General features: G+C 49.6%; 20 protein-coding genes and 8 pseudogenes. 17 read left to right on the forward strand and 11 right to left on the reverse strand.

Features of this window, described 5'->3' with window-relative positions:
• Nucleotides 1-43: 43 nt before the first annotated feature.
• Nucleotides 44-3,022 carry a Tn3 family transposase gene (locus tag ACWKX3_RS21495; RefSeq protein WP_454542423.1) on the forward strand — a complete coding sequence of 993 codons (2,979 nt, stop codon included), beginning with the start codon at nucleotides 44-46 and terminating at the stop codon, nucleotides 3,020-3,022.
• 45 nt (nucleotides 3,023-3,067) lie between these two features.
• On the opposite strand, the pseudogene ACWKX3_RS21500 reads toward ACWKX3_RS21495, so the two are convergent.
• From ACWKX3_RS21500 to ACWKX3_RS21520, 5 genes and pseudogenes are all read right to left on the reverse strand, one after another.
• A pseudogene (locus tag ACWKX3_RS21500) lies at nucleotides 3,068-3,217 on the reverse strand (transposase); the annotation flags it as partial.
• A gap of 303 nt (nucleotides 3,218-3,520) precedes the next feature.
• Entirely contained in the window at nucleotides 3,521-5,212 is a 1,692-nt protein-coding gene (locus ACWKX3_RS21505) for a thiamine pyrophosphate-binding protein (RefSeq protein WP_454542424.1), read from the reverse strand.
• Between the two features lie 36 nt (nucleotides 5,213-5,248).
• Complete coding sequence (locus ACWKX3_RS21510; RefSeq protein WP_454542425.1) at nucleotides 5,249-5,989, reverse strand: SDR family oxidoreductase; 741 nt, start codon at nucleotides 5,987-5,989, stop codon at nucleotides 5,249-5,251.
• Between the two features lie 20 nt (nucleotides 5,990-6,009).
• The gene (locus tag ACWKX3_RS21515) at nucleotides 6,010-6,300 is read right to left on the reverse strand and encodes a hypothetical protein (protein ID WP_454542426.1); all 291 of its coding nucleotides are present in this window, start codon (nucleotides 6,298-6,300) and stop codon (nucleotides 6,010-6,012) included.
• Entirely contained in the window at nucleotides 6,282-7,253 is a 972-nt protein-coding gene (locus ACWKX3_RS21520) for a condensation domain-containing protein (protein WP_454542427.1), read from the reverse strand. Before ACWKX3_RS21520 ends, ACWKX3_RS21515 begins: the two co-directional genes overlap by 19 nt.
• A gap of 476 nt (nucleotides 7,254-7,729) precedes the next feature.
• Between ACWKX3_RS21520 and ACWKX3_RS21525 the strand changes: the two are divergent.
• Nucleotides 7,730-8,095 (forward strand): annotated as a pseudogene (locus ACWKX3_RS21525) (transposase).
• A 92-nt stretch (nucleotides 8,096-8,187) separates the two neighbouring features.
• Here the strand turns inward: ACWKX3_RS21525 and ACWKX3_RS21530 are convergent.
• Nucleotides 8,188-8,586: pseudogene (locus ACWKX3_RS21530) on the reverse strand (group II intron reverse transcriptase/maturase); the annotation flags it as partial.
• Between the two features lie 3 nt (nucleotides 8,587-8,589).
• Between ACWKX3_RS21530 and ACWKX3_RS21535 the strand changes: the two are divergent.
• Nucleotides 8,590-9,147, forward strand: a pseudogene (locus ACWKX3_RS21535) (Rpn family recombination-promoting nuclease/putative transposase); the annotation flags it as partial.
• Nucleotides 9,148-9,225: 78 nt separating this feature from the next.
• Here ACWKX3_RS21535 and ACWKX3_RS21540 read toward each other — a convergent pair.
• Both ACWKX3_RS21540 and ACWKX3_RS21545 read right to left on the reverse strand, forming a co-directional pair.
• On the reverse strand, nucleotides 9,226-9,807 hold the full coding sequence (locus ACWKX3_RS21540; protein WP_454542428.1) for a DUF2913 family protein: 582 nt from the start codon (nucleotides 9,805-9,807) through the stop codon (nucleotides 9,226-9,228).
• Between the two features lie 291 nt (nucleotides 9,808-10,098).
• On the reverse strand, nucleotides 10,099-10,278 hold the full coding sequence (locus ACWKX3_RS21545; protein ID WP_454542429.1) for a hypothetical protein: 180 nt from the start codon (nucleotides 10,276-10,278) through the stop codon (nucleotides 10,099-10,101).
• 193 nt (nucleotides 10,279-10,471) lie between these two features.
• Between ACWKX3_RS21545 and ACWKX3_RS21550 the strand changes: the two are divergent.
• Nucleotides 10,472-10,618: pseudogene (locus ACWKX3_RS21550) on the forward strand (tyrosine-type recombinase/integrase); the annotation flags it as partial.
• 346 nt (nucleotides 10,619-10,964) lie between these two features.
• Here the strand turns inward: ACWKX3_RS21550 and ACWKX3_RS21555 are convergent.
• Nucleotides 10,965-11,261, reverse strand: coding sequence for a type II toxin-antitoxin system RelE/ParE family toxin (locus ACWKX3_RS21555; RefSeq protein WP_454542430.1), 297 nt, complete (start codon nucleotides 11,259-11,261; stop codon nucleotides 10,965-10,967).
• Nucleotides 11,248-11,508 carry a type II toxin-antitoxin system ParD family antitoxin gene (locus tag ACWKX3_RS21560; RefSeq protein WP_454542431.1) on the reverse strand — a complete coding sequence of 87 codons (261 nt, stop codon included), beginning with the start codon at nucleotides 11,506-11,508 and terminating at the stop codon, nucleotides 11,248-11,250. Before ACWKX3_RS21560 ends, ACWKX3_RS21555 begins: the two co-directional genes overlap by 14 nt.
• Nucleotides 11,509-11,788: 280 nt before the next feature.
• Between ACWKX3_RS21560 and ACWKX3_RS21565 the strand changes: the two genes are divergently transcribed.
• The 4 genes and pseudogenes from ACWKX3_RS21565 (at nucleotide 11,789) to ACWKX3_RS21580 (ending at nucleotide 14,572) form a co-directional block, all read left to right on the forward strand.
• A complete protein-coding gene (locus tag ACWKX3_RS21565) occupies nucleotides 11,789-12,055 on the forward strand; it encodes a type II toxin-antitoxin system TacA family antitoxin (RefSeq protein WP_454542432.1) in 267 nt (88 codons plus the stop codon).
• Nucleotides 12,043-12,528, forward strand: a complete 486-nt coding sequence (locus tag ACWKX3_RS21570) for a GNAT family N-acetyltransferase (RefSeq protein WP_454542433.1) — start codon at nucleotides 12,043-12,045, stop codon at nucleotides 12,526-12,528. Before ACWKX3_RS21565 ends, ACWKX3_RS21570 begins: the two co-directional genes overlap by 13 nt.
• Nucleotides 12,529-13,153: 625 nt before the next feature.
• Entirely contained in the window at nucleotides 13,154-13,690 is a 537-nt protein-coding gene (gene abiEi, locus ACWKX3_RS21575) for a type IV toxin-antitoxin system AbiEi family antitoxin (protein ID WP_454542434.1), read from the forward strand.
• Nucleotides 13,680-14,572 (forward strand): annotated as a pseudogene (locus ACWKX3_RS21580) (nucleotidyl transferase AbiEii/AbiGii toxin family protein). The gene abiEi and the pseudogene ACWKX3_RS21580 overlap by 11 nt, the downstream one beginning before the upstream one ends.
• Nucleotides 14,573-15,196: 624 nt before the next feature.
• Here the strand turns inward: ACWKX3_RS21580 and hchA are convergent.
• Nucleotides 15,197-16,048, reverse strand: a complete 852-nt coding sequence (gene hchA, locus ACWKX3_RS21585; protein ID WP_454542435.1) for a glyoxalase III HchA — start codon at nucleotides 16,046-16,048, stop codon at nucleotides 15,197-15,199.
• 389 nt (nucleotides 16,049-16,437) lie between these two features.
• On the opposite strand from hchA, the pseudogene ACWKX3_RS21590 reads away from it, so the two are divergent.
• From ACWKX3_RS21590 to ACWKX3_RS21630, 9 genes and pseudogenes are all read left to right on the forward strand, one after another.
• Nucleotides 16,438-17,289: pseudogene (locus ACWKX3_RS21590) on the forward strand (MFS transporter); the annotation flags it as partial.
• Nucleotides 17,290-17,344: 55 nt separating this feature from the next.
• Nucleotides 17,345-19,024, forward strand: a complete 1,680-nt coding sequence (locus ACWKX3_RS21595; protein ID WP_454542436.1) for a glycoside hydrolase family 43 protein — start codon at nucleotides 17,345-17,347, stop codon at nucleotides 19,022-19,024.
• 154 nt (nucleotides 19,025-19,178) lie between these two features.
• Nucleotides 19,179-19,694: pseudogene (locus ACWKX3_RS21600) on the forward strand (recombinase family protein); the annotation flags it as partial.
• Between the two features lie 132 nt (nucleotides 19,695-19,826).
• Nucleotides 19,827-20,159 carry a hypothetical protein gene (locus tag ACWKX3_RS21605; RefSeq protein ID WP_454542437.1) on the forward strand — a complete coding sequence of 111 codons (333 nt, stop codon included), beginning with the start codon at nucleotides 19,827-19,829 and terminating at the stop codon, nucleotides 20,157-20,159.
• An 879-nt stretch (nucleotides 20,160-21,038) separates the two neighbouring features.
• Nucleotides 21,039-21,305, forward strand: a complete 267-nt coding sequence (locus tag ACWKX3_RS21610; protein ID WP_454542476.1) for a CPBP family intramembrane glutamic endopeptidase — start codon at nucleotides 21,039-21,041, stop codon at nucleotides 21,303-21,305.
• 14 nt (nucleotides 21,306-21,319) lie between these two features.
• Nucleotides 21,320-22,573, forward strand: coding sequence for an HlyD family secretion protein (locus tag ACWKX3_RS21615; RefSeq protein ID WP_454542438.1), 1,254 nt, complete (start codon nucleotides 21,320-21,322; stop codon nucleotides 22,571-22,573).
• Nucleotides 22,573-24,750 carry a peptidase domain-containing ABC transporter gene (locus ACWKX3_RS21620; protein WP_454542439.1) on the forward strand — a complete coding sequence of 726 codons (2,178 nt, stop codon included), beginning with the start codon at nucleotides 22,573-22,575 and terminating at the stop codon, nucleotides 24,748-24,750. The genes ACWKX3_RS21615 and ACWKX3_RS21620 overlap by 1 nt, the downstream gene beginning before the upstream one ends.
• A gap of 518 nt (nucleotides 24,751-25,268) precedes the next feature.
• Nucleotides 25,269-25,583 (forward strand): helix-turn-helix transcriptional regulator, encoded by a 315-nt coding sequence (locus ACWKX3_RS21625; protein ID WP_153682244.1) that lies wholly within the window; start codon nucleotides 25,269-25,271, stop codon nucleotides 25,581-25,583.
• Complete coding sequence (locus ACWKX3_RS21630; protein WP_454542440.1) at nucleotides 25,580-26,842, forward strand: type II toxin-antitoxin system HipA family toxin; 1,263 nt, start codon at nucleotides 25,580-25,582, stop codon at nucleotides 26,840-26,842. Before ACWKX3_RS21625 ends, ACWKX3_RS21630 begins: the two co-directional genes overlap by 4 nt.
• The last annotated feature ends 152 nt before the right edge of the window (nucleotides 26,843-26,994 follow it).

Genomic DNA, 26,994 nt, shown 5'->3' on the forward strand with positions numbered 1-26,994 from the left:
TTTGTTAAAAATATCGCGCGGAATAATTTACAAGGAAAACTATATGGCACGGAGGCAGATTCTTTCTCTGTCGGAAAGAGAATCATTACTGGCATTACCGGACGATGAGTTAACGCTGACGCGAATGGCGTATTTTAGTGAGCATGATCTGGCGCTTATCAGGGCTCACCGTAAACCCGCCAGCCGTTTTGGTTTTGCCGTCCTTCTTTGCTATCTAAAAAATGTCGGCTTTGTCCCGGATAAAAAAATCGCACCCTCTGATGCGCTGCTGAAGCATATCGCCAGCAGGCTAAAACTTACCGGGGATCTCTGGCCTGCTTACCTTTCCGGCAGGGAAACCACGCGACGCGAACATTTAACCGAACTGTACCGCTATCTTGGCGTAAAAGCGTTCACCGGCAAAATACAGCAGGACTGTATTACACACCTGCTGTCGATGCCGACGCGCACCGATAAAGGTATTCTCCTGGCCGAAGAACTGCTGGTCTGGCTCCGGAAAAACAACGTGATAATCCCCGCGATTGATGTCGTGGAGCGTACCTGTGCGGAGGCCATGGCTGGCGGCGATAAAATCGTATTTCAGACCCTGAATGCCCCGTTAACCCCGGCTCACAGGGATGCTCTGGATCATTTGCTTGAGTCCTCAGATAATCAGCCTTCCCGGCTGACATGGCTTCTGCAACCGCCGGGTAAAATCAATGGTAAGAACGTACTGCAACATCTTGATCGGCTCAGCAGTATTGAATCGCTGGCATTACCGGAGGGTATCGATCGTACCATTCACCAGAACCGGTTGCTGAAACTGGCGCGGGAAGGCCGAAAGATGAGTAGCCGGGATTTGACCCGATTTTCAGCAGCCCGGCGTCATGCGATTCTGGTGTGCGTGCTGGAAGAAGCCAGAGCCACACTGACAGACGAAGTGATTGAGCTGCATGAACGCATGCTGAACAGCCTGTTCAGCAAAGCCAAAAGAACACAGGCTGAGCGCCTCCAGCAGACCGGAAAGCTGATCCAGTCAAAACTGAGGCAGTACATCGATGTCGGCCAGGCACTGTCTGAAGCTCGTGATTCCGGTGGCGATCCATGGCTCGCCATAGAAAACATACTGCCATGGCCTCAATTTGTCGCCAGTCTGGAGGAAACACGCAATCTCGCCAGGAAAAATAATTTTGATCCGCTGCATATTATTACTGAGAAATACAGCACATTAAGGAAATATGCCCCGCGCATGTTGTCCGCTTTACAGTTAGTCTCCACCCCGGCAGCGCAACCTCTGGCTGATGCGCTGGTTGTGATCAAGGATATGTACCGGAAGCAGTCACGTAAAGTTCCGGCGACAGCGACGCTTGAGTTTGTCCCTGAAAGCTGGCGCAGGGTGGTGATTACACCTGCGGGTATTGACCGGCAGTATTATGAACTTTGTGCGCTCAGCGAGCTTAAGGGAGCGCTGCGCTCCGGGGACATCTGGGTTAAAGGCTCACGCCGCTACAAAAATTTTGATGATTACCTCATTCCCGAAAAAGACTTTGACAAACTCACCCCGGCGCTGCCACTACCCGTATCTGCTGATTATCATGAGTACATTACCAGCCGCATGACTCTGCTTCAGTCCAGACTTGAAGAGGTCAATGCCATGGCTGCCCTTGGTGAACTGCCTGATGTGGGAATTTCCGACAGGGGAGTAAAAGTCTCTCCGCTGGATAACTGCGTTCCGGTGCAGGTTTCACCGCTGGCAGAGCTGGTTTACAGCATGCTACCGCGCCCTAAAATCACGGAAATTCTCGATGAGGTAAACAGCTGGACGACGTTTACCCGACATTTTTCGCATATAAAAAATGACATTACCCGTCCCGATATCCGCCAGCTCCTCACCACCATCCTTGCGGATGGCATCAATCTTGGTCTTACCAAAATGGCGGAAGCCTGCCCCGGAAGCACCAAATCATCACTGGAAGATATCCAGGCATGGTACATCCGCGACGAAACCTATTCAGCCGCCCTTGCAGAGCTGGTGAACGCGCAGGGGAAACGACCGCTGGCGGCATTCTGGGGAGACGGGACAACATCATCATCAGACGGACAGAATTTCAGAACTGGCAGCTCAGGCCGCTACGCAGGGCAGGTTAACCCGAAATACGGGCAAGAGCCTGGACGTCAGTTTTATACCCATATTTCGGATCAATATAGCCCGTTTTACACCTGCATAATCAGTCGGGTCAGGGATTCAACCCATGTGCTAGATGGCTTGCTGTACCACGAAAGTGACCTGGAAATCAGGGAGCATTACACCGATACCGCGGGTTTCACCGATCATGTCTTTGCCCTGATGCATCTGCTGGGATTTGCATTCTGTCCAAGAATTCGGGATCTCCATGACAAGAAGCTGTTTATCAAAGGGAAAGCGGATCAATACCCGGCGCTTCAGTCGCTGATATCCGCGACCAGCCTGAACCTGAAAGAGATCGAGATTCACTGGCGTGAAGTGCTTCGTCTGGCGACCTCGATAAAGCAGGGGACCGTAACAGCATCCCTGATGCTGAAAAAACTGGCCAGCTATCCCAAACAAAATGGCCTGGCAAAGGCGCTGAGAGAAATTGGCCGCATTGAGCGAACGCTGTTTATGCTCGACTGGTTCCGCGATCCTGCACTGCGTCGGCGGGTCCAGGCGGGACTGAATAAAGGTGAAGCCCGTAACGCACTGGCGCGGGCGGTATTTATGCACCGGCTGGGTGAAATCAGGGACAGAAAACCGGAAAATCAGAGCTATCGCGCCAGCGGACTGACGCTGCTGACGGCTGCGATCTCCCTGTGGAATACTGTGTATATGGAAAGAGCAGTCGATGCCCTGAAGCGTAAAGGGGTGAAGATCAACGAGCAACTGTTGTCGCATTTGTCGCCGTTAGGCTGGGAGCACATCAATCTGACAGGTGATTATATCTGGAAAAGCAACAGGATACCTGCTTCCGGTAAGTTTCGTCGACTGAGACCAGCCAAAGTCGAGAAGGTTAAAAAACAACCTTAACGTACAATAATTTTCGATATCCAAACTGACCCCTTTATTAGTGGATGAGTCCGGACCGTACTTCTTTATCCAGGCGTAAAGGCTGTGGGTGGTAATATCGAGACGTGTTGCAACGCTGGAAACAGAATGACCGCGATCAATAACCTGTTTGACTGCTTCAATTTTAAACTCTTCGGGATAACGTTTACCGCTCATGGGCACCTCTCTTTAAGTCATCTTAAATGACTCCGAGGTGTCTGTTAAACCCGTGGCGATTCAGCAGGATCTGCTTCCCTGCAAACTCGACCTTACCAACGCCTAATCGTCAATACGGTTCAGATGAGCCGCTTACACCTGTTTTGTGTTGAGGTGAGAATATCACCTTTAATCAGATGGCCAAATTTACTGTGCCACTACAATTGATACGTACATTATTCACATCGCGCCGCCCGGTTGTCGCGAAGTAAAAACGTATAATCCGGATTGAGTATCCGTTTGGCAGCACATCCAGAAAAGCATTTAGCCCGCTGAGATTACCACCTCAATCAGATTCGTTTTCCCGCTTGCTATACCGATTCTGACTGCCGCTGCGACATCTCCTGCTTGAGTGACACGGCAGGCGCTTACCCCCATCGATGCTGCAAGCGACTGAAAATCAATGTAAGGGTTTATCAGATCCATTCCAATAAATTTGCACATGGCAACAGAGCTGTAGGACGGCTGATTTTTCATAAAATTTTTGAGCACGTTGTACTCATAATTATTCATGACAATAAAGGTGACGGGGAGACCTTCATGCGCGGCAGTCCAGAGGGACTGAGGTGAATACATTGCTGCACCGTCGCCTACCAGACAGACTACCGGCTCACGACCCAGCCCAAGCGAATGCCCCACCGCAGCCGGCATTCCCCAGCCCAGCCCACCGCCGCGCATAAAATAATATCTCTGGTACTGCTGATCGGAAATGAATTTTCTGATGTAGTTTGTCGTCGCAATAGCCTCATCAACAATAGTAACGCCCGGTGGAATACCCCTAAGTACCTCATGCGCCGCGACCAGCGGCGAAATGACCGGCTGCACAAATTCAGAGGCGAAGTAGGATTCAAGCTGCTGCTGATTTTTTTCACACTCCCCTTTCGCCTTATTAAGGTGTTCCTGATAAATCTCTTTTTTACGCCATAGGATATGGTCGAGTTTAGGTAATAGTTGTTCAAGAGAAATCTTAATATTCCCCATCAGCGAAAGCCTTGTGGGATAGGTTCTGCCAAGTTCGTTCATGTCTGACGACAGTTGATAGACAACGCACTCCTGCGGAATGGATTCGGCTTCGCTGTAGAGGATGGTGATTAAACTTTTGCCGCCCAGAATAAAGACGGCATCATAGTTCATGATGATTTTTGCAATATCCCGCGACGTGGTAGGCAAATTACCACGCCAGAGCGGATGATTCGGCGGAAAGGGAAGATTCAGCGGCCAGGAAGAGCCGTAAACATGAGCCCCCAGCATTTCAGCCACCAGGACAGTTTCCTCTGTGGACTGGCTGCTGTGGATTTCATCACCGGCAATCATCATCAGCTTACCGGGCTGCACGTTACTTAACTCGGCCGCCAGCTCATCCAGTGAACTGGCCACAGTGTGGTATTTTACCCGTGAAGAGGCAAGAATACTTGCCTCATGCATTTCTTCCATCACATCCATAGGCAGCGACAACAGTACCGGGCCTGCTGGAGGATAGCAGGCATCGTGGAAAGCCCGCCTGACCAGGACCGGTAGCTGTGCGGCCCTGGTCACTTCTTTTGTCCATTTCACGACCGGAGAAGCAATGGATACTACGTCATCATAGAGCAGTGGCTCACGAACATAGTGTCTGGTGTCCTGCTGCCCGACCGTCACAACAAGCGGAGTTTTCATAATCCTTGAGTTGATCAGGTTGCCCATCCCATGACCTAACCCACTGGCGGTATGTAAATTCAGAAAGCCTGTCTTGCCCGATGCTTTTGCATACCCATCAGCAATAGCTACTGCGCTGCTTTCCTGTAGTGCCAGGACATAATGAATATCGTCGTGGCGAAGCAGGGCATCAATAAGCGGTAATTCAGTGGTGCCCGGATTGCCAAAAATATACTCAACACCTTCACTTGCGAGTACTTCGAGCAGAATATCTGCACCCGAGCGCGGCACAAAATCTGTCAACGTATTGATCGCTTTCATAGCCTGTTACCTTATTCAGAGGAACGTGATACGGCTTCAGAATTCTTCACGAGTGGGGCGAATAACTATCTCATTTACGTCAACATCTTCAGGTTGTTCTATGGCGTAAGCAACCGCTTTAGCAATCGCTTGAGCCGGGATCGCCTGCTTGTAGAATTCTTTCAGAAACGCTTTGCTTTCGGAATCTGAGCTGCCGTGTTGCAGCTCGCTTTCAACCGCTCCGGGGGATATCAGCGTGGTGCGGATATGGCGGCCAACTTCGTGCCGTAATCCTTCACTCAGGGCTCTGACGGCAAATTTTGTCGCACTATAAACCGCGCCTCCCGGGCTAAGTACCTTGATCCCCGCGACCGACGCGACGTTAATGAAATGGCCTGCTTTCTGGTTTTCGAAAACGGGCAACGTGGCAGCGATACCGTTAAGTACACCTTTGATATTGGTATCAATCATCTGCTCCCACTCATCTGTTTTCAGTGCAGTTAAGGGTGCAATGGCCATATAGCCTGCATTGTTAATCAACACGTCCACACGATTGAATTTTGAAATGGCGGTGCTCACGACATTGTTTACTTCGCTGAGTTTTGTAACATCAGCTTTGATGGCAATCGCTTTTCCACCGGATTGAGTAATCTGGTCGACCAGAGAATTAATACGATCTAAGCGTCGGGCAACAAGGACTACTGTTGCACCTTTTTCGGCAAGAAAAAGTGCAACAGCCTCACCAATTCCGCTGCTTGCACCAGTAACAATCACAACACGTTTATTTAAAGCGCTCATAAATTTACCTCTGATATGAATCAGTTATTTGATTTTACAGCCAAAACCAATAACTTCTCGATATTATACAAGAAATCAAGTAATGGCCTGTAACTGGTATGAATTAAATGAATTGAATCGTGTATTGTTGAAACTCCGATAGTTTGCTCCCCTTCTGTACCTATTAATACATTAGGTCCCCAAACAGATTCTAACGTTAACTCACCAAATTGAGATGAAAATGGCAAAACCCACAGGTTTGAAATTAAAATATCCGGGGCGCATCTTTGTTTATCAAAATTAATGAGTTTATTTAGTTCAGGATTATCCATAAAATCGCGGAATTGATGGATAAATGTCGCCATACCTTGCTTGGTTCGAATAGGTCGTCTGTCACCGCGCGAGCCAGATCCCAGAATTCTGGAGATGAGCGGGCATCATAGCCGAATGTGGGAAAAAGTACGGAAAAGCTTAGCCCGTAATCCAGGGCGAAAAACTTGCGGGCATCGATCGGTGTACAGATTCGGACGGGGCTTTTTAAATCTATTGATGCGGTGGTTCGGGCGAAGACAAGAGCACAGGCTGCTGCCAGAGCGCCATGTACAGTTGTGTTCTCTTTTTTTGCCCGCAGGCGAATGTCGGAAGAAAGCTCCGGCGAGAGCCTTCGCCTGAAGATGTCCAGTTTTGCCAGACTGCGTTCAGTATAGGGTACAGGCGTCGGGGTTCCGGTTGGCATAGTAATACTGGCCACTGGTGTATCAGCTTTGATGCAAATGTCCTCGACAGTTAGCTGCAAGGGTAGGGTGACCAGCACGGTGCCTGCCAGTGAATCCAGCACGTCACGAATAAAATGGGTCAGTGACAGACCGTCGGCAATAGAATGGTGGGATGTCATGATAATAATACAGCGCGTGTCGCTGAAAAGCAGTGCCGCCCTGAGCAAAGGAATATCACCCGTACCGAAAGGAGCAGAGAACTCTCGTTTAATTTCTTGTTCAACATCGGTTGTAGTATTCAACCTGACAAAGCGCAGTGGAATTTTAGCAGAGGAGTCATAGACAAAATGAAGAGGTAGTCTGTTGTCAGCATTAACACGCGCGTTAATCAAAGGATGGCGCGCCTGTACAGTATGAAGAGCTGTGGCCCAGACATCCACTGAAGTTGCGCCCGCGACCTCTGCGGTTACAGTGAAATGTTTTGGACAAATGGGATCGATTAGCCATGCATAGCTTTCCAGTGGGCCAAGTGCCCGAAGAAAAGACTCGCTTTTAGTTTCTGTATTCATAAGCCCTCACAAAGATATTATTAATGTAGATAGCATCTGACATAAATGTCATACATATAAAATATATTGTAAAGTTAGGGCAACTTACCTGTCTTAATGTGGAATCTCTTAAATAATTGAATGTTATATATTTATTATATATATAAATTCATCACTGATAATTTAGTACGAAGTGAGAATACATGAAATAGAAACAAATGCAAATAAAAAAACACACTCCGTTTGCAATGTAATGAGCAAGGTAATACATTATTCTTATATCGACACTAATATATTATATATAATTGGAGGTTTGATGTAGCCCCCGAATCATGGATTTTAGAGACTGTAATTAAAATTGTGTAATTGCCTGTTTTTGATATGTTCACTCCAACAATGGAAACAGGCAAATTATGGAGGAGAAGAAACTTAGAGCACTGGCTGCTGAACTGGCGAAAGGCCTTAAAACCGAAGCTGACCTTAACCAGTTTTCCCGTATGCTGACGAAGCTAACCGTCGAAACGGCACTCAATGCTGAACTGACTGAACACCTCGGACATGAGAAAAACGCGCCCAAAAAAAGCTCTAATACCCGCAATGGCTACTCGTCAAAAACCCATGCTTTGCGATGACGGTGAGATTGAGCTGAGCACGCTGCGTGACCGTGAAAATACCTTTGAACCTCAGTTAATTAAGAAGAACCAGACGCGTATTACGCAGATGGATAGCCAGTTTTATCCCTGTACGCTAAAGGCATGACCACGCGTGAAATCGTCGCAACATTCAAAGAGATGTACGACGCCGATGTCTCACCCTCGTTGATATCTAAACGTCACCGATGCTGTAAAAAAGCAGGTTACTGAATGGAAAAGCAGGCAGCTGGATGCTCTGTATCACGTCGCGGTAGGGATACCCGTTACCGGGTCCCCCCCGCACAGATCCCGGCGTGCGCTATTTACGCACCGGGCTCCTGCCTCGGGTGTCTGGCGGTGAACCGCTCCACAGGATGAAGAACCTGAACCTTTGGCGGCCATGTGGCTGCCAGCTTGTTTGCTTTCGTCCATGTCGTATCGTCCTGCTGGCTTCTGCACCTGAGCGCCCGACGCCAGAGGTCTGTTACGTATTTCCTGAACTTCAGCATCGTGGGATAGTTGCCCGGGACTGAGTGATAGTTCAGGTATCCCTGAACCACCCTCCTGAGCCATTTTCCCTGTTCGGGGATTGAGTAATGCCAGCGCTTTCGCAGTCCGTCCTTGATGGCTTTCAGTGTCGCCGTCATCCGATCACGGCGTGTCTTTCGTATCAGCATGAACCTGCCGCTACGATCTTTCCCACAGATATGCGTGAACCCGAGGATACAGGGAAACGCAGCCCGTATCCTTACTCCACCCGTAGGCTGGATGAGTTTGACGCTCCGGTGCTGGCAGGCAAACTCTACAGCAGCGCTTTCCCGCTGGTAGACGTTACGGTCATTCCGGATGATGAAATCGCCGGCCATCGCAGTGTGGCCGCACTAACTTTACTGCAAAAGCATATTCACCATCGGAACCTGGCAGAACTGGTTGACCGGCTGGCACCCATTTTGCTGGCGGGATATCTGTCTTCATCGCAGGTCATATCGCTGGTACACTATATAGTGCAGGCAGGCGAAACATCCGACGCCGAAGCCTTTGTACGTGAACTGACACAGTGTGTGCCGCAACACGGAGACGCATTTATGACCATCGCACAGCAACTTGAGCAGAAGGGCATCAAGAAGGGGATTCAGCTCGGTGAACAACGCGGTATTGAAAAAGGCCGTAACGAAGGCAAGCTGGAAGTTGCCCGCACCATGCTGGAGAACGGTATCGACCGCATTACCGTCATGAAGATGACCGGTCTGACTGAAGACGACCTGGCGCAGATCCGCCACTAATCCTTTCCTGATACTCCCTGTCAGGCGATCAATGATGGCAATGACAGGGTTGCATTCACGCTGCACGTTCTTTGCTGGTCAACCAACGCTGATGGTCACCAGTTGCCAGTGATCGTCGTTGCTGACTGCCTCCCAGCCGCAGGTTTTCAGCAGCGCATTCAGCCCGTCAGCCCGCCCGCCAATTCTGGCCGGAACGGGCATAATCTGCCTCCCGTCATCATTAAAACCACTTTCCAGCGCGCTTTTCAGCAGGCAGATACTGTTCACCGATGCCGTTGGCTGGAGCTTACGTCGGCCGCTCCACTCACTGTCGCTTAGGACGAGATACACCCAGTCATACTGTTTAGCCAGCTCCATCGCGTAGGTCAGGCGAAAGAGATCGTTCTGCTCTGACAGTTCACCGGTACAGCTGCGCCAGAGATAATCCAGCTTATGGCGCAGTCGCGCACGAACGCCGAGCGTCCGGCCCTCCCGAAGTACCCAGTCAATATCAGTGGCCACGTCACGTGAAAAGCGGCGCTGTTTTTTCGCCAGCGCAAACCAGCGGCAGATAAACAGGTTTTCCTGCGACTCCGACACCACCAGGCCGTCTTCCCGCGCCGTGTGCAGGGCAACAAGAGCGCACCATGCCAGATGCCCCGATTTTTCTGTCAGCGTCACTGAGTACTCTTTTCCTTATTCATTCTGTCCACAAAATTCTGGCGGGAACCCACTCTGCTGTCAAACTGAGAGTATTTTAACCGGAACAGCAACAAAGTGGCATCCGGAACCGTCTGCATCCGCTCATCGCATGGCCCAGGCGTAGTGTTTTTCTGCATACTCGTACAGCCGGTAAGAGTTCTGCTTGTCGCCACCGATAAAAATGCCGTTATCCATTATCCCCTCCGCCAGCCGTTGTGTGTACCTGTGTGCAGCTTCATCCAGCCCTGCCCGGCTTCTCCATGCCCCCTGCTACTTACGCCAGTTAAGCCGCACGGCTTTCAGCAGGCGGCACATCTGCTGGCAGATGAAGTAGTAGGCGACGACGTTGCGCGCATCACCCGCAAAGACCACATCGCTGTCCGGCCGAATCATTTCATTCCACAGGTAGATATCGTAGCAGCCCAGCATCATGGCCACGCGTTTTGCCACGAAACTGCCGTACCAGTAATACGCGGTGCGGGGAATGTTCAGCCGACGGCTCCCGGCAATATTACCGGTATGGAATGATAGCTGGCCGGACTCAGTCAGTTCCCGGACCAGCCTCTCCAGCACCCTGTGCCAGGCACTGGTTCCACTGCGCTCAGGCAGTGCTGAAAAGTACCGGCTGACAATGCCGGAAATCTTTGCTACGGCCATGCTGGATAACGGCGAGGATCTCATTACGGTTAAGGATGCAATGGGCCACGCCAGCGTCACCACCACCCAGCAATATGACCGACGGGGCGAGGCTCGTCTTCGTACGGCACGCGACCGTCTGGATCTGATATGAATATAACTACTTATTAAGTGGTTAAGTTAACAAGATAATAAGTGAGAATGTTTGCTGGCTGCGCAATATTAGGCAATGGTACCACAGCAGAACATGCTTTAAAGTAAGCCAGCCAGTTATCCTGCTTTCCCTTCTGAACCGGGGTGGTTTGGATATGCGGGATCGCTGGCAGCTTGTCTTCTTTTTTCCAGGACCTGATTTGAGTTTGCTATTTTTCAGACGCGAAAAATAGTAAATAAAGGAGACGGGTGCTAACGTGATTTTAAATGATTATCATTCATAATTTAACGCAAGATAGATTAAGTGAATCAAGTTATTGATTTATATGCATATTTATCGAGGTTAGCTATCTCCATGGATCATGCTTGGTTGTATCCTGAGACTGACTGAGAATACGGATGATGGTGATTACAGAATGCACTGGCACAAAATAGATTATGTGTTCTGCCACTGGTTGTGAAAAGATATCTTCTCCCAGTTCCGGGCGCCGGGTTCCGATATCATGGGTGGCCAGTACGTCAAATACAGCAGCAATCCGGCCGATATACTCATCAGCCTGAATAACCCCGAACTGTCTGAAGCTGTAGTTCCAGATAGCCTCAAGATCCTCTTCCGCCTTTGGGGTGAGCTCAATTTCTTTCATTCGTTGCCCTAGCTCTGACCTGTTTCAGGAAGTCATCCTTATTCCATGGTTTCGCATCACCGCTGCTGATCCCTTCGGCCAGCAAATCGCGCAATTCCTGCAGGCGCGATTCAGCCTGCTTTTCACGGAGCAAACGAAGTGCGTCCCGCATAACTTCACTCTGAGTGCGGTAATCGCCGGCCCTGACCAGGGCATCAATGAAATCACGCAACTCATCACCCACATCTACCGTCATCGTACGGGCCATAAATCCTCCGGTCCTAAATGTAAGATTAGTTCTTACATCATTATACCACCTTAGTGCCCAACTACCATCTCCATCATTTGAGCCAAACCAATGCGTTTAAATCTGAAGATCCGATTTAGCATGTTTTCGGATCTCAGTTGGAAAAGGGAATGTTGCATAAGACTGAATACCATATGTAACATAACATCGAAAAAGACTTTTAGGTGGTGTTGTATAGCATTTGCTATACAGTTAACTTGTGTTATGCTTGTAAAGCAATTGCTATACAAGGAGCGCACTCATGAAATCAGATGTTCAGCTCAACCTCAGAGCTAAGGAATCGCAACGAGCACTTATCGATGCAGCGGCTGAGATCCTTCATAAATCACGCACAGACTTCATTCTTGAAATGGCATGTCAGGCTGCCGAGAATGTGATCCTCGATCGTCGCGTATTCAATTTTAACGATAAGCAGTATGCAGAGTTTTTAGATATGCTCGATGCACCTGTTGCGGATGACCCTGCCATAGATAAACTTCTGGCAAGGAAACCTCAGTGGGACGTGTAACAGCACCAGAACCGTTATCCAGCACCCATCAACTGGCTGAGTTCATTAGCGGGGAAGTTGTGCTCAATGACTGGCTTAAACAGAGAGGGTTAAAAAATCAGGCTCTCGGAGCCGCCCGTACGTTCGTTGTCTGTAAAATTGGCACGAAACAGGTTGCTGGTTTTTACTCTCTGGCCACCGGCAGCGTTAACCACGTGGAAGCTACGGGAGGCCTCAGGCGCAATATGCCAGATCCAATTCCCGTAATCATACTTGCTCGCCTGGCAGTCGATATTTCATTCCGTGGAAAAGGGCTCGGGGCCGATTTACTGCATGATGCAGTTCTGCGCTGTTACCGTGTAGCTGAGAATATCGGAGTCCGTGCGATCATGGTTCATGCACTGACTGAAGAGGCTAAAAGCTTTTATCTTCACCATGGTTTTAAGGCGTCGCAAACCCAGGAAAGGACTCTGTTCCTCAAACTGCCACAATAGAGCTTAAAGGAGCGGGATAATTCATGGAGCTAGTAACTTATTGATGTTAAATAACAAAATTCGTTAATTTAACATAATCTTTGTTATACGCACCAATATTGTAGTAGCTAAATTGAGATGTCCGTCTCTGACCAAATAGACATGTCCGCGCTACAGTCTCACCACAGCGATCACGGCTTTCAAAGGATGAGACTCATGACGGCATACGGAACGGAGTTTTTCTCGATATAACAAAAACATCCGACTTTTTCACGCCTTGTTGCATAATCAGAACTCACGGATTATCGTAATAAAGTCAGTTGTAGAGAGTTTCCCATCCGGCCATACTTACCAGCTTGCACCGTAACCGTAAAAAAACCGACCTTACCAGTCGGTTTTTTTACGTCCGCGCTATTCCGCTTAGTTTTAACCCATTTATGGTGATGTTCCTTTTTCTGGCGTAAAGGAGCCAGCCCTCAGACAATTGAGACATCAGGATACTTTTGACCATGCCTTTGTTATGCCTGTTGCGGTGAGTGAAACAGTGCGATCGGTATGTCTTTACACTGATTTGGGAGGTGCTAGACTTATTGATCTATACATATAGGACGCTAAATGATGTCCTAAACGTACACATGGTGGCGTAATGGATAAAATCACAGCGATTAACACGTTTGATCGTTACAACTTATCCGGGCGTTATGTATTTGGCTTGTCTGATCTCAAAAATATGTTCCCTGAGGAATCTGAGCGCAGCATCAAAGCCTCCATCAGAAGGCTTACCGACGCCGACATTCTCATCCGTGCTGCGCCAGGCGTCTATGTCAACAACCGGTCAGCTAAAGACAGCTACATTCTTGAGCACATCAGTAGATTCATTCGCCGCGGAGAATACAATTACATCAGCCTCGAGTCAGCGCTCTCTCAGTACGGGATAATTTCTCAGATTCCGGTTGATCGGTTAACGGTCATCACCACAGGTCGCAAAGGTGAATTCAGGACGCCATGGGGAGTAATAGAAATGACCCACACAGAAAGGAGCGTCTCAGACATTCTTAGAGGCACTACCCAGACCGCTGGCCCACTCCGGATGGCCCTACCGGAAACGGCACTTCGGGATCTACGTCGTGTGGGTCGTAACCTGCACCTGGTGGATAATAAGGAGATGGAAAATGGTCGCTAAAATAGAGTTCGATACACTGGTTGAAGACGCGATATGGCAGGCAAATCTGTCGAACCTCAGACCTGTTGTTGAAAAAGAGTTATTGCATTATGACATTCTCTTTTGCCTCTCGGAAGCAGGACTACTGAGAACCTTGACTTTCCAGGGAGGTACCTCGCTGCGTCTCTGCTATGGGTCGAACCGGTTCAGTGAGGATCTGGATTTTGCCGGCGGGCGGGATTTTTGTTCAGCTGACCTCACAGCCATGAAATCCTGCATTGAAGGTTATGTGGGCTCTCGCTACGGTCTGGAGGTCACAGTAAAAGGTCCCGATGAGCTCAGAGACGAGCCTGAGTATGCTGAAGTCAGAGTCGATAAATGGCAGATATCCGTTACAACGGCCCCGAAAAGAAAGGATTTGCCCCAGCAGCGAATCAAAATTGAGGTGGCGAACATTCCTGCATATACCCGAACACCGCGCCAGCTTGTCCGGAACTATACCGTTCTGCCCGACGGGTATACCGATATTCTGATTGGTGTGGAGTCCCTCAATGAGGTGATGGCCGATAAGCTGATCTCTTTTCCGGCTACCACCAGACGTATTCGCTATCGTGACATGTGGGACCTGGTCTGGCTGCGCCAGCAGGGTGCTTCGGCGGACACGGCCCTTACCGGCTGGAAGGCTATGCTCAACGCCTTCAGGAAAGAATCGCATCCTTGCCTTCAATAATACAGGACGGTCAGTTCCATGCTGAGATGAAACGATTTATTCCTGCCGCAGTCTATGACACCAGTCTTGGAAGGGAAGGTTTCAACGACTTTCTTGAAACTATGCTCACAGAGTTACTGACGCAACTAAAAAGAGACCTGGGGAAGCCGGACAATCCGGGATTCAGATTGTAACCCGATAATGATGAAAGTACTTCCGTCAGCGGCCGTCGGGACGCTTACGTCCATGGAAGATAGAAACTAAACACCTGTCTTTATCTGGACGGAAACATACGCGCAGACATGCAATCTTCGGTGGAGAATGAATTGCTCTGTTCGCAGCGGCCTGAACATTACGGGATGCACACCGCTGGCTCCGTTTGAAGGATGATTCCCGTCCGCTTTGCGTTCGCCAGACTCCCCGCTGTACAGGTCTTAAGCCAGATAAATCCCCCTTCTCCTGCTAAGCCTTCTTTTCACGACATCAATAACATTGTGTAGTTACAACATCCATTATATTACAGCAAGGTCTTTCCGGCCCTTCGGCCCGGGGCGGCGGCGCTTTGCAGGGGTGAGGTGTGCAGCGATGTGACCGCTGTGCACGGGGGCCGATAAATGTCTGAGAGGGGCTATTTAGCTTCAGTCTGGCGCGGGGGTATCAGGTGTTGAGATATCAGGCATCAATGTATGTTGTAACTAAATTTTGCCCTTTTCTGTTCTTGCGTCAGGTCCTCTATTACTGGTGCATAAGCCTGGTTAAGGCTCAGGGGAGAGTCGATCAACCGGGAAAGCCGACTGACGCCCTGCCCCTGTTGACTGTTAGTCTGTAAACCGCGCCAGCAACGCGTTTGCGGCCAGCTGGCCAAGTGCATTCGCCGCGAAGGGGCTGTCACCCGTCAGTACGTTACGATCCTGGTGCACCGTTCCGTTGATGTCGCTATTGACAATGTTCAGCCCTATGTTCTGCAGGGCCTCACCGAAGTACCAGGTCAGATGCCCCGGCATATACCCCATCGCCGGGGTTTCTTTGTCGGCACTGTCCGGGAAGGCACACACCGAATAACCGCGCAGCGGATTGTCTCCCTGGCGCAGCGACAGAAACGCGGCAGGACCATGACACAGTGAGATGACAACACGATCTTCCCGCATGGCCCAGCGCAGGGTCGTCGCCACGTCCTCACTCCCGGGTAGCCCAATCAGGGCGCCATGCCCGCCCGGAATGAAGACCGCGGCATAGGCGCTGTCTTTCGTCAGCCGGCTGACAACATCAGACAGTTTTTGAGGGCTCCTGAATTTCGGCAGCGTCTCCCGAAAGAAAGGCATGATACGGTCATCTTCACGGGGCATCGCCCAGTACTCGAATTTTGCCATCTGGCCCGACAAGGTGGCCACGTCAAAATCGAATCCTGCCGCCCGCATATGATACAAGGGCAAGAGGGTTTCAACGGGATGGTTTCCGGTGGAAAACAGTGCCCCGGTATCAGTTGCCAGGTAGCGTTCATCCGCGGCAATCACGAGGATCTTTTGGCTGCCAGTATACGGCTTCGGGTAATCTGCCCCGCTGAGGTCGGAGACAGGGCTGGTAAACTGACTGAGCGAATACACAGAGGGAAAAAAGGCATTCTCTTCTGCAGGATCGATTTGGGGCTGTTTAAGTGCATCATCCATCATGGTTCATCCTCATCCGGAAAAATGTAAAGCTACCTGCCGTAACTGTAAGGACATCTCTGACGTCCGCAGGTGCCTGAGACTGCTAAGCGTAGCAGTTCTGGCAGGACGGATAAGGGTCAACAATCCGGATTCTGAAACCTGTCTTCCCTGCGCCGCCGGGTCTGACATTCGGGTACAGCAACGTTCATGTGATAACGGCAACGCCAGTCTGAGCACTGAGAAGGCCAGTCTGTTTGGTAATATTGTGAGGGAGAGCAGCAGCACATTCAATGTGTCCCTGCTACAAATGCACAGTTGACCGGTCTGCTGACAGGGCTACCTCCCTGGATGTAAGCGATAATTCAGTATGGAACATTACAGTAACGAACACCCGGGCACACTGCGCCTCAGGTAACTATACCGATCCGTCCGCGAACTACGCCTGGTTCGGAGTTTACGCCATCTATATGATCATCGGTGCCATAGCCCTGTTTATCTGCTACAAATGCACCAAGGAACGGGTTGTCGCGACTGCTGAGCAGACTGCCAATGTAAAAGCCACCGACCTTTTCCTCGAGCTCAGACATAACCGCCCGCTGGTGATCCTCGGCATGTTCTTTATGCTGGCCTTTACCTTCATGTTTTTCATGAACACCGTTAACGGCTTTTTCAACCAGTTCGTCGTCGGTCATTCCGAATGGATGGGAGCCGTTGGTCTCGTCGCTTCTATTCCTGGCATCGCCTTCCCGATATTCTGGCCGAAACTAAAAAAAATCTTTGGTAAAAAAGGCTTCTTCCATCTCTTCCTCGCCATGTTCATTGTCGGCGAATTGTTGACCTATATCTGGTCGCGCCAAGGGATGCACGATGCCCTGTGGCTGGCCTACATAGCCACCTTTATCAAACAGTGGGGCTTAACCTCCGCGACTGGCTTTATGTGGGCGCTGGTACCGGAAGTCATCGCTTACGGCGAATTAAAATCTGGCAAACGCAATGCCGCCATCATTAATGCCATTATGGGACTCTTCTTCAAGTTTGGCTTTACCCTCGGCGGCGCGATCCCGCTATGGCTCCTGGCGATATATGGCTTTAATGAAAGCAGTGCCGTGCAGACCGCCAGCGCAATCGACGGGATCGTTATGACCGCCGTGTGGCTTCCTGTTGCTCTGGCCGCTATTTCCATGGTGATTATTCAGGTTTACCCAATCTCTGATAAATATATCAGTGACATCAACCGTCAATTGGATGAGCTCCGTGTATAGCTAAACAAATATTAATCAAACAGTCGCTTTAGGATTTTAAAAAAGGTGTAATGATATGGCCCTGATTCAGAACCCGATATTACGCGGCTTCAACGCCGATCCCAGTATCATTCGCGTCGAGGATACATACTATATTGCTAACTCGACGTTTGAGTGGTTCCCGGGCGTACGTTTACATGAGTCCAAAGACCTGAAACACTGGAATTTGCTGCCTTCCCCCCTGTCCACCACCACCCTTCTGGACATGAAGGGTACCCCCTCCTCCGGCGGCATTTGGGCACCGGCACTCTCCTGGGCTGATGGGCGATTCTGGCTGGTCTATACCGATGTGAAAGTCACTGAAGGTGCCTTTAAAGACATGACCAACTACTTAACCACTGCGAAGGATGTTCGTGGCCCGTGGGATGACCCGATCAAACTGAATGGTGTCGGGTTTGACGCCTCGCTTTTCCATGATAACGATGGCCGGAAATATATTGTCCAGCAAACCTGGGATCACCGGGAGTACCATCATCCCTTCAATGGCATTACGCTGACAGAGCTGAATACCAGGACACTGAAGTTAATGCCGGAAACCGCGCGGACCATTTACCGCGGAACCGCCGTTGCGCTGGTTGAGGGGCCGCACCTTTATAAACTGAACGGCTATTACTATCTTTTTGCCGCCCAAGGGGGAACGGTATTCACTCACCAGGAAGTGGTGGCGCGGTCAAAAACCCTCGAGGCTAACAGCTTCGAAACCGAGCCAGGTGACGTGTTCCTAACCAACGTCGATACCCCTGACAGTTACATCCAGAAGCAGGGCCATGGCGCACTGGTTTCCACCCCCGAAGGGGAATGGTATTACGCTTCACTCTGTGCCCGTCCGTGGCATCGCGAGGGAGAATCTATCTACGATCCCCGCGGCTGGTCAACTCTCGGCAGAGAAACGTCGATCCAAAAAGTGTACTGGGATGGCGAGGGCTGGCCGCGCATTGAAGGTGGTCACGGCGGGAAAACCTTCGTTGAGGGACCAAAAACAACCATTTTCACCGAACGCGCCAGAGATAACAGCCAGCAGGAGGATTTTACATCGCCTAAGCTCGCCCCCGTCTGGAATACACTGCGGGTACCGTTTACTGAAAAGATGGGTAGCACCGGTACCGGCAAGCTAACGTTAATAGGCAAGGGATCATTGACTAATACTCATGAGCTGTCATTAATTGCCCGCCGCTGGCAGGCCTTCTATTTTGATGCCACGGTGAAGGCGAAGTTTGAGCCCTTCAGTTACCAGCAAATGGCAGGGTTAACGAATTACTATAATGACCGTCACTGGAGCTTTGTATTTCTGACCTGGAATGAAACTAACGGCAAGGTTATCGAGGTCGCAGAAAATAATCGCGGAAAATATACTTCTTATCTGAAAGAGAATGCCATCAAGGTGCCGGACGGAGTTGAATACATCTGGTTCCGTACAAAGGTCCGTAAGGAAACCTACAGCTATGAATATAGCTTCGATAGCGTGACGTTCAGGGAAATACCGGTCAAGTTAGATGCTGCAGTCCTGTCCGATGACTATGTGTTACAGAGCTACGGTGGATTCTTTACCGGGGCGTTCGTTGGCCTGGCGGCGGTAGACTATAGCGGGTACGACACCAGCGCTGAGTTTTATCAGTTCTGGTATCATGAGCTTGGAGATAAGTTAGCGGCCGATGGCAGCTACAGCTGGGAGGCCAGCGAAACGCGTGCAAGATAAAGAGACAGGCCAGAATTCACGTCTATGACATCATCTCTTGTTGTGTAATACGTCCGCTCTCTCGCAATGCTGTGTCTGCAAACTTACAGGGTTGGCCCTGTCGTCCTGCCGCTACGACAACCAGATGAGGGCGCATCACTGAGCTGGCGCTTCAGATCGCCCTGAGCTGGGGCGCTTACTGATGGACAGTCACCACAATGATATTTTGCTGGTCGAGCAGATAGACCGCCTGACCCGTCTCAGCAACAATGACTGGATGACACTGAAGAAGCAAATTGAACAACATGAGCTGCGGATTGTTAGCCTTGATATACCCACATCCTGGCAGGCGCTGTCTGATAAAGACCCTTCGCAGGCTGACCCAGTCACCCTCGCCGTGATAACCGCCATCAATAACATGCTTATCGATCTTATGGCCGCAATGTCGCATAAGGACTGGCTGAGTCGCCGCCAGCGGCAAAAACAGGGGATTGAACGGGCGCTCAGGCTGGGTAAATATCGGGGTAAGCAGGCAGACCAGGAGAGGCACCTGAAAGTATTATACTACCGACAAGTAAAAAACTTGAGTATCAGGGAAACAGCTGAAGCAACCGGCTACAGCCCTTCACAGGTTTGCCGAATACAGGCATCTCATCGAGATAATTCAGTGAGTAAAATCAATAAGCAATAAAGAATCTAATCGCGGCACTATCAGTTGACAGTTATTTACATTTACTTACATAAATTCACTTTGCGAATACAATTTAAGCATGTGATAGTGAAATGGCACTTTATGTTAAAGTGAATTATAAGAGGGATTTTTATGAAAAATATCAGAGAATTGAGTCTTGATGAGATTGCATTAGTCAGTGGAGGTAATGGAAGCGGTAATTACGAAGGTGCCGGTAGTCGTAATACCAGTTCTAAATCTGGTAATTCAAAAGGAAACAATGGCTCTATTTACAAGGGCGTTGACTCATGCGGTGCAGGAATCATCGGTGGTTTAATCGCCGGCTCGCCTGGGGGGCCTGTGGGTATGACCGCCGGGGTAATTGGTGGAGCTATAGCTGGCCAGTGCACAAAAGATAGTTTTTTAGATCGTGGCAGTAAAGATAAAAGTAATAATTATAACGGCCCCGGGCAATGCCGTTGGTAAGTAATTTGAGTTGTGTTTATCAATAATTTAAAAGCTCATTATAGTTGAATGTTATTCTTGGTGTTTTGACTTTTAATGATTATGCAAAGTAGCCATAACGAGCTTGTATTCATCATAAATTTAATGTAATAACAAATATACGGATTTAGTATGAAGCAATTCTTAAATTTCTTAATTTACTTAATTTTTTTCATTATTGCATTTACCCTTTTGAAATACGCTGAAGTTCTTGAGTTTGACGAAGTATCACGACCAGGGATTGTATCGAGGTTTCTTATTGCGTTGATTGTATTAATAGCAGTAACCCGATGGGGTGTTAACTTGTTGAATCGATTGATAAAAAAATAAAATGTACTGCGATACAAAATGTTGTGATGCGGAATGGAATCATTACAAATGATCACTAAAGCTAATGCTATTAAAAAAGATTGCAATATCATAGTCATATTTGTTAATCCATGTATAAAAATGCTTAAAGATATGAATTAACGAAAGGTTGAATATGATAATCTTGAGGCATGTCTATCCATTTATCTTTAGCAAAGAAAACGTAATTGTTTTCTTTATTGTGTCTCTTATTTCAATAACAATTACATTATCTCCAATCATAACACTCCACTATTTTACTCTCGACGCTTCATTTTTATTAGTGTTTATTGCGGAATTTTTTATTGCATTTTTTTGGTATATTTTTACTTAAGGAATCTAGATGGCTTTAAATTACACCCAACAATTGATTCAACTTCATTAATATTTTCTGTTTTTATATTGCTTGTCATTTTGCTGGTTCAGTATAATGTGTATATTTACAGAGCCAATTTATATCATTATGAATATCCACATATAAGTTATATAGCATTTATAATAGCAACTTTCGTAGTGCCATATTATGAGGAGATCATTTACAGGGGCTGTATCTTCGGAGTTTTTCACTCCATCCTGAATAGAGGCTATATTATCCCATGCATATTGACTTCCTTGTCTTTTTGTCTGATGCATGGGCAGTATTATAACATTTTAGATCAGGCTATTCTTTTTGGTGTGTCAATGTTGCTATTAATGGTAAGAATAAGAAGTAGAGGCCTTTTTTATCCTATCATAATTCATTCGTGCATGAATGCTTTTGTTCTGTCGTTAAATTTTTGAAGGATATTTTGAATATGAATATCTTCAGGGAGGAGGCATTAAAACATCACAGTGATACCGAATACGGAGATATTGTCTTACCCACGTCATTTGGCATGACAGTATGCGCTGCTGCTACGTTACTCATATTTCTGAGCGTTTCATTATTCATTTATTATGGTAGTTATACCCGCAAGGCTCATCTTACAGGTATCGTGATGCCATCATCAGGACTGGTGAAAATCACACCGCAATATGCCGGATACGTCACCCGACAGACTGTTTCAGAAGGTCAGCACGTTGTCGCGGGGGAGTCCCTCTATCATATCAGCGGCGAACATTTTAACGGGCAGGGTGCCGGGACGCTGGCGGCTATGAGTGTCTCCCTGAAAACACAATATGCCATGCTGGCCTCTCAGCAGACGCTGGAGTCGCGTGACAACCAGCAACAGCAGGAAGCGATACGTCAGAGAATTACCTCCCTGCAGCCACAGGTTAAAAGTGCAGAACAACGCCTGCAACTGGCTGAACGCCAGGTCGGGCTGACCTCCGCCGTCATGGAACGCTATAAAAAACTGGCCGACACGCATTACGTTTCGGATATCGAATATCAGCAGAAACAAATCGATGTATCCACGGCAAAGCAAAACGTTGAGGACCAGCGGCAGGGGCTTCTGCAACTACACACTGCAATGGAGTCTGCTGAAGACGACCTGAACCATCTCATCGTTCAGGGGGAAAGCCGGAAAGCTGAGCTGGACAGACAGTTGCAGGGGCTCAGGCAACAGCAGGACGAACTGGCCGGACAGGAGAACTTTACGCTGACATCTCCGGTATCCGGAACCGTTGCTGCCGTGCTGATCAGACAGGGACAGTCTGTCAGAGCATCAGAACCGGTCATGACCCTGGTGCCCGACAATGCCCGTCTGCAGATAGAACTCTATGCCACCAGTCAGAATGCCGGTTTTATTCAGCCGGGGCAGCGTGTGGCACTGCGGTTTGCCGCTTTCCCCTATCAGAAGTTTGGCGTTCAGTACGGGACTATCCGTGAGATAAGCCGTACAACGCTGACCCCTTCAGATTTACTCTCCGTATCCCCTGTGACCTGGAAGGTAAATGAAGGACACTACCGCGTCATCGTCGAACCTGAGAATACATTTATTCTGGCTTATGGAAAACAGGAACCCCTGCGCCCCGGCATGACCCTTGAGGGGGATGTCAGCCTGGATACCCGCCATTTATGGGAGTGGCTGACCGAGCCACTCTGGAGCCTGAAAGGAAAACTGTAATGGAAGCACTGAAATGGTCAGGGAGAAAACAGCTGCCCCTCATCCGGCAGACAGAGTCTGCGGAATGTGGTCTGGCATGTCTGGTCATGATGGCCTGCTGGCATGGTCTGCAGACAGATTTACCCACCCTGCGCGAACGTTTTTGTATCAGCACACAGGGGATGACCCTGCAGAGACTGATGGAGTGTGCGGCTGGTATCCGGTTGTCCTCCCGGGCCGTCCGTCTGGAGCCAGAAAACCTGAAATCCCTTTCTCTCCCGTGCATTCTCCACTGGAACATGAACCATTTCGTAGTACTTTATAAAGTTCGCGGGAGCAGGCTGGATATCCACGACCCGGACAAAGGGAAGATAACGCTCTCCCTGCAGGATGCAGGAAAACATTTCACCGGTGTCGCGCTGGAGCTGACGCCGGCCAGTGATTTTACTGCCCGGGATGAAAGAAAAAAAATTCGCCTGCGCCAGCTGACAGGCAGGACACCCGGGCTGCTGGCCGCGATGTCACGCATCATCGTTTTTGCCCTGGCGCTGGAAATCCTGACGCTGGGTAGTCCACTTCTCAACCAGCTGGTAATTGATGAAGTGCTGGTTGCCGCCGATCGGAGTCTCCTGACCGTTATAATCTTTGCCCTGCTGCTGCTGTCACTGACCCAGATGCTGCTGTCGCTGGCCCGCCAGTGGGCCAGTATCACTCTGTCCGTCAATTTTAATATGCAGTGGACAGCCCGGGTTTTCCATCATCTGGTACGTCTCCCGCTGGGCTGGTTTGATGCGCGCAGTAAGGGAAGTATCAATGCCCGTTTTGAGGCCGTGGATACCATCCAGGAGGCGCTGACCACGCAGGTACTGGAAGGTATTCTGGATGTGTTGCTCGTGATAACTGCGCTTTGTATGATGCTGCTGTACAGTCCGGAAATGACGCTGATAGCCGTCCTGGCAGCTATTATCTACGCTGTGCTGAGGGCGCTGTGGTATCCCTCCCTTCGACAGTCGTCAGAAGATGCCTGGGATGCAGCAACCAGGGAGTCCGGGCATTTTCTTGAAACCCTCAACGGGATCCTGAGCCTGAGAATTAACGGTGTGACAGCGCACCGTGAGGCCGCCTGGCTGAATCTCAACGTCACCCGCAGAAATACGCAGTTGCGGCAGAGCCGTCTGCTGGTGTGCTATGACATTGCGCACACTCTGACTGGCAGCGTGGTATCGGCGATCATATTGTGGAAAGGCGCCGGTGAAGTGCTGAACGGCACATTTACCGTTGGTATGCTGGTTGCTTATTTATCTTACCAGATGCGTTTTTCTTCGAGTATCAGCAGCCTGACCGATAAGTTTTTTTCCTGGCGTATGCTCGATATCTATAATGAACGTCTGGCTGACATTGTGCTGACCCCGACCGAAGACCATCAGCAACGACCCGCTCAGGAAGACAATAACACTTATGTCTTCCCATCCGTATTCCGGGGGGGTGTGACTGACGATGACCGTTTTCCTTTATCCCTTGAGCATATAACCTTCAGCCACAAGGGAGGAAATAAACCTATAATCCGTGGGGTGTCGCTGACACTCCAGCCTGGAGAAGTAGTCGCCATCACAGGTAAATCCGGATGCGGGAAATCGACGCTGGTAAAGCTTATCCTTGGGATCCACATCCCTGATGAAGGGAAGATCAGGACATTTGGCATACTGCATACGCACCCGGATTATTTTCAGGTTCGTCAGCGGATCGGTACTGTATTGCAGGATGACCATCTTTCCAGAGGTTCTGTTGCAGATAATATTATTTTTTTCAGTGATGACCGCAATCAGGAAAGAATGGTCCAGTGCGCCAGACTGGCACTTATCGACAGTGATATTATGGCAATGCCGATGGGTTATCAGACGCTAATTGGTGAAACCGGCGGAGGGCTTTCCGGAGGGCAAAAACAACGCATTCTGCTTGCAAGGGCGTTGTACAAGAAACCGGGATTTCTGTTACTGGATGAAGCGACCAGCCACCTTGATGTTGAGAGCGAGATTCGGATAAGCCAGACGCTACGTCAGCTGGGGCTTCCTGTCCTGCTGATAGCCCATCGTCAGGAAACCATAGCATCTGCAGATCGTGTTCTGTATCTGGCAGACGGCTACTTTACGGAGCTGAAGCACAATCGCACCACCGATGATAGCGATCCGGGCCTGTGATCTTACTGATGACAGGCAGGTCAAAAATCAACCTTAACGTACAATAATTTTCGATATCCAAACTGACCCCGATCTGACTGACTGAAGGTGGTGTTTAATCCCGGAAGCAGACTAATTCTGATGCATTTACCTCCGGACTGCAGGAGGAATTAACATGGCGACACACCCCTATCCTCTTAGAGTTATCCGCGATGCGCCTGTGAACCTGGAAACGATCTCTCTGGCTCTTTAATCTCCGTTCAAACCGTGTCGCTTCTGCCAGTAGCTGAATTCGTCCCGTCTGGTGGTCATCCACTCCAACGGTGAGGATAACCCCTGAGCATACCGGCCAGTACAGCCCCGGGAAGGATGTACTCTGTATGGAACCATTCCATGTTTGACCCTAGTTTAAATCTTATTTAATGTGCTTTAAACTCAAAAATGCAGGTTTAAACACACTAAAGAATATTTATTTACACCTTCATACCGGGTACCCTTTCCATTATACTTCTGCATAAGCGCATACCACGGGGTCGCGAATGATAGATCTAAGCTTCACCAGACCAGATGAGTTGCTTCGGCTTTTGTGCAGCAGGCTCAAGAAGGAACGACTGGCTCAACAGCTCACTCAGGCGGAACTGGCACTGCGGGCCGGCCTCAGTGTTAATACCATTTCCAGTGTGGAAGCTGCGCGTAACGTATCCTTTGAGAGCATAATACGCATGGCCATGGTACTTGGGCGCTCGGGTGAAATTGAGGGCCTCTTTAAACCCAAACTGGACACGCTTCATGACCTTGAACGTTATGAAGAAAGCCGCTCCCGCCAGAGGATCAGAAAAGAGAAGAGAAGATGACCGACAGGGTTGCCGTTTATTACGAAGGATGGGGAGAGCACTGGCTCTGGGGAACGCTTGCGAGCACAACCGCGCTCAGCGGTCGCCCGCTCATCATGTTTGAATACAGTCAGGAAGCGCTTAATCGCCGCCTGGAGCTCTCAGCATACACCCTCCCGCTGAAAGGTCCGACGCTAAGACAGAACTTTCCCGCCCATCAACTGGGGCTTCCGGGTCCCGTCTATGATTCCCTTCCGGATGGCTGGGGTATGCTACTGATGGATCGGCTGTTCCGACTCCGCGGACTAAACACCTCACGAATTGGTCCGCTGGAACGGCTGACGTATATCGGGGCAAATGCCATGGGGGCCATGTCATTTGCTCCCCTGCAGCCTGATGCCGGCACAGTGGTGGAGGACATCCCGCTCGTCCAGCTTGCCTCGGAAATTACGGAGGTACTTGAGGGCGAAGGGGGTGAGTTTCTGCATCGATTGCTTCAGGCAGGTGGTTCGCCCCAGGGAGCAAGGCCGAAGGCACTGCTCTACAAAAACCCCGTCAACGGGCATTTTACTACGGCCTCCGATTGCAGTTTTGAACCCTGGCTGATCAAATTCCCTGCCCGTCAGGAACATCCGGAGGTTTGTGCGATTGAGATGGTTTACGCGCAGTGCTTGCGCGAAAGCGGCATTGAGACACCCGACACCCGCTATTTCGAACTGCCCGATGGACAGGCGGCATTTGGTACCCGCCGCTTTGACCGGCAGAACGGAATGCGCGTCCCGATGCAAAGCCTGGCCTCTTTTACCGGCGCAAACTATCAGGTGGCGGGTTCAATGGATTACGTCAACTTCCTGCGCGCAACGCAACTCTGCACCAACAACGCTCAGGAGAAAGCACGCGCCTTCGAGCGTGTGGTATTTAACGTAATATTCAATAACCGGGATGACCATCCTAAAAACGTTGCATACCTTATGTCTTCGACAGGAAACTGGACGCTCGCCCCGGCCTTTGATGTGACCTACTGTGACGGACCGGGCGGGTACCATCAGATGGATGTGATGGGAGAGGCTTTAAACCCCGCCTACGACCATCTCCGCTCGCTGGGCATGCGGGAAGCCGATCTGAGTGAAAACGAGGTCAGACATATCATCGAGAAAATCGCCAGTGTCGCCAGTACCTTCACTGTGCTGGCCAGCCAACTGTTACCGGGGAAAATCACCCGCGATACTCTGCGCTATATTCAGCAGAATATTGACGGCAATATCCGACGGATGTCCTGAAACAGTAGCATTTCTATGCGTTAGTACCCCAAAAGCTATCCTTCAGGATGGCTTTTCTCGTCCAGCGTCCGGCCAAATAAAACACCTACCCATCCGCCCAGATGAGCCTGATGTCACAGCAAACTGTGTCTGTACCCAAAGGAAAACTCTCA

The sequence above is a fragment of the Enterobacter sp. UPMP2052 genome (assembly GCF_053709675.1).

Coding starts and splice junctions, on each gene's coding strand:
- ACWKX3_RS21555 (WP_454542430.1), bottom strand. CDS start 11,261: ATGAAAGAAATTGAGCTCACCCCAAAGGCGGAAGAGGATCTTGAGGCT.
- hchA (WP_454542435.1), bottom strand. CDS start 16,048: ATGATGGATGATGCACTTAAACAGCCCCAAATCGATCCTGCAGAAGAG.
- ACWKX3_RS21625 (WP_153682244.1), top strand. CDS start 25,269: ATGATAGATCTAAGCTTCACCAGACCAGATGAGTTGCTTCGGCTTTTG.
- abiEi (WP_454542434.1), top strand. CDS start 13,154: ATGGATAAAATCACAGCGATTAACACGTTTGATCGTTACAACTTATCC.
- ACWKX3_RS21605 (WP_454542437.1), top strand. CDS start 19,827: ATGAAAAATATCAGAGAATTGAGTCTTGATGAGATTGCATTAGTCAGT.
- ACWKX3_RS21510 (WP_454542425.1), bottom strand. CDS start 5,989: ATGAGCGCTTTAAATAAACGTGTTGTGATTGTTACTGGTGCAAGCAGC.
- ACWKX3_RS21560 (WP_454542431.1), bottom strand. CDS start 11,508: ATGGCCCGTACGATGACGGTAGATGTGGGTGATGAGTTGCGTGATTTC.
- ACWKX3_RS21565 (WP_454542432.1), top strand. CDS start 11,789: ATGAAATCAGATGTTCAGCTCAACCTCAGAGCTAAGGAATCGCAACGA.
- ACWKX3_RS21595 (WP_454542436.1), top strand. CDS start 17,345: ATGGCCCTGATTCAGAACCCGATATTACGCGGCTTCAACGCCGATCCC.
- ACWKX3_RS21620 (WP_454542439.1), top strand. CDS start 22,573: ATGGAAGCACTGAAATGGTCAGGGAGAAAACAGCTGCCCCTCATCCGG.
- ACWKX3_RS21520 (WP_454542427.1), bottom strand. CDS start 7,253: ATGAATACAGAAACTAAAAGCGAGTCTTTTCTTCGGGCACTTGGCCCA.
- ACWKX3_RS21615 (WP_454542438.1), top strand. CDS start 21,320: ATGAATATCTTCAGGGAGGAGGCATTAAAACATCACAGTGATACCGAA.
- ACWKX3_RS21630 (WP_454542440.1), top strand. CDS start 25,580: ATGACCGACAGGGTTGCCGTTTATTACGAAGGATGGGGAGAGCACTGG.
- ACWKX3_RS21495 (WP_454542423.1), top strand. CDS start 44: ATGGCACGGAGGCAGATTCTTTCTCTGTCGGAAAGAGAATCATTACTG.
- ACWKX3_RS21515 (WP_454542426.1), bottom strand. CDS start 6,300: ATGGATAATCCTGAACTAAATAAACTCATTAATTTTGATAAACAAAGA.
- ACWKX3_RS21505 (WP_454542424.1), bottom strand. CDS start 5,212: ATGAAAGCGATCAATACGTTGACAGATTTTGTGCCGCGCTCGGGTGCA.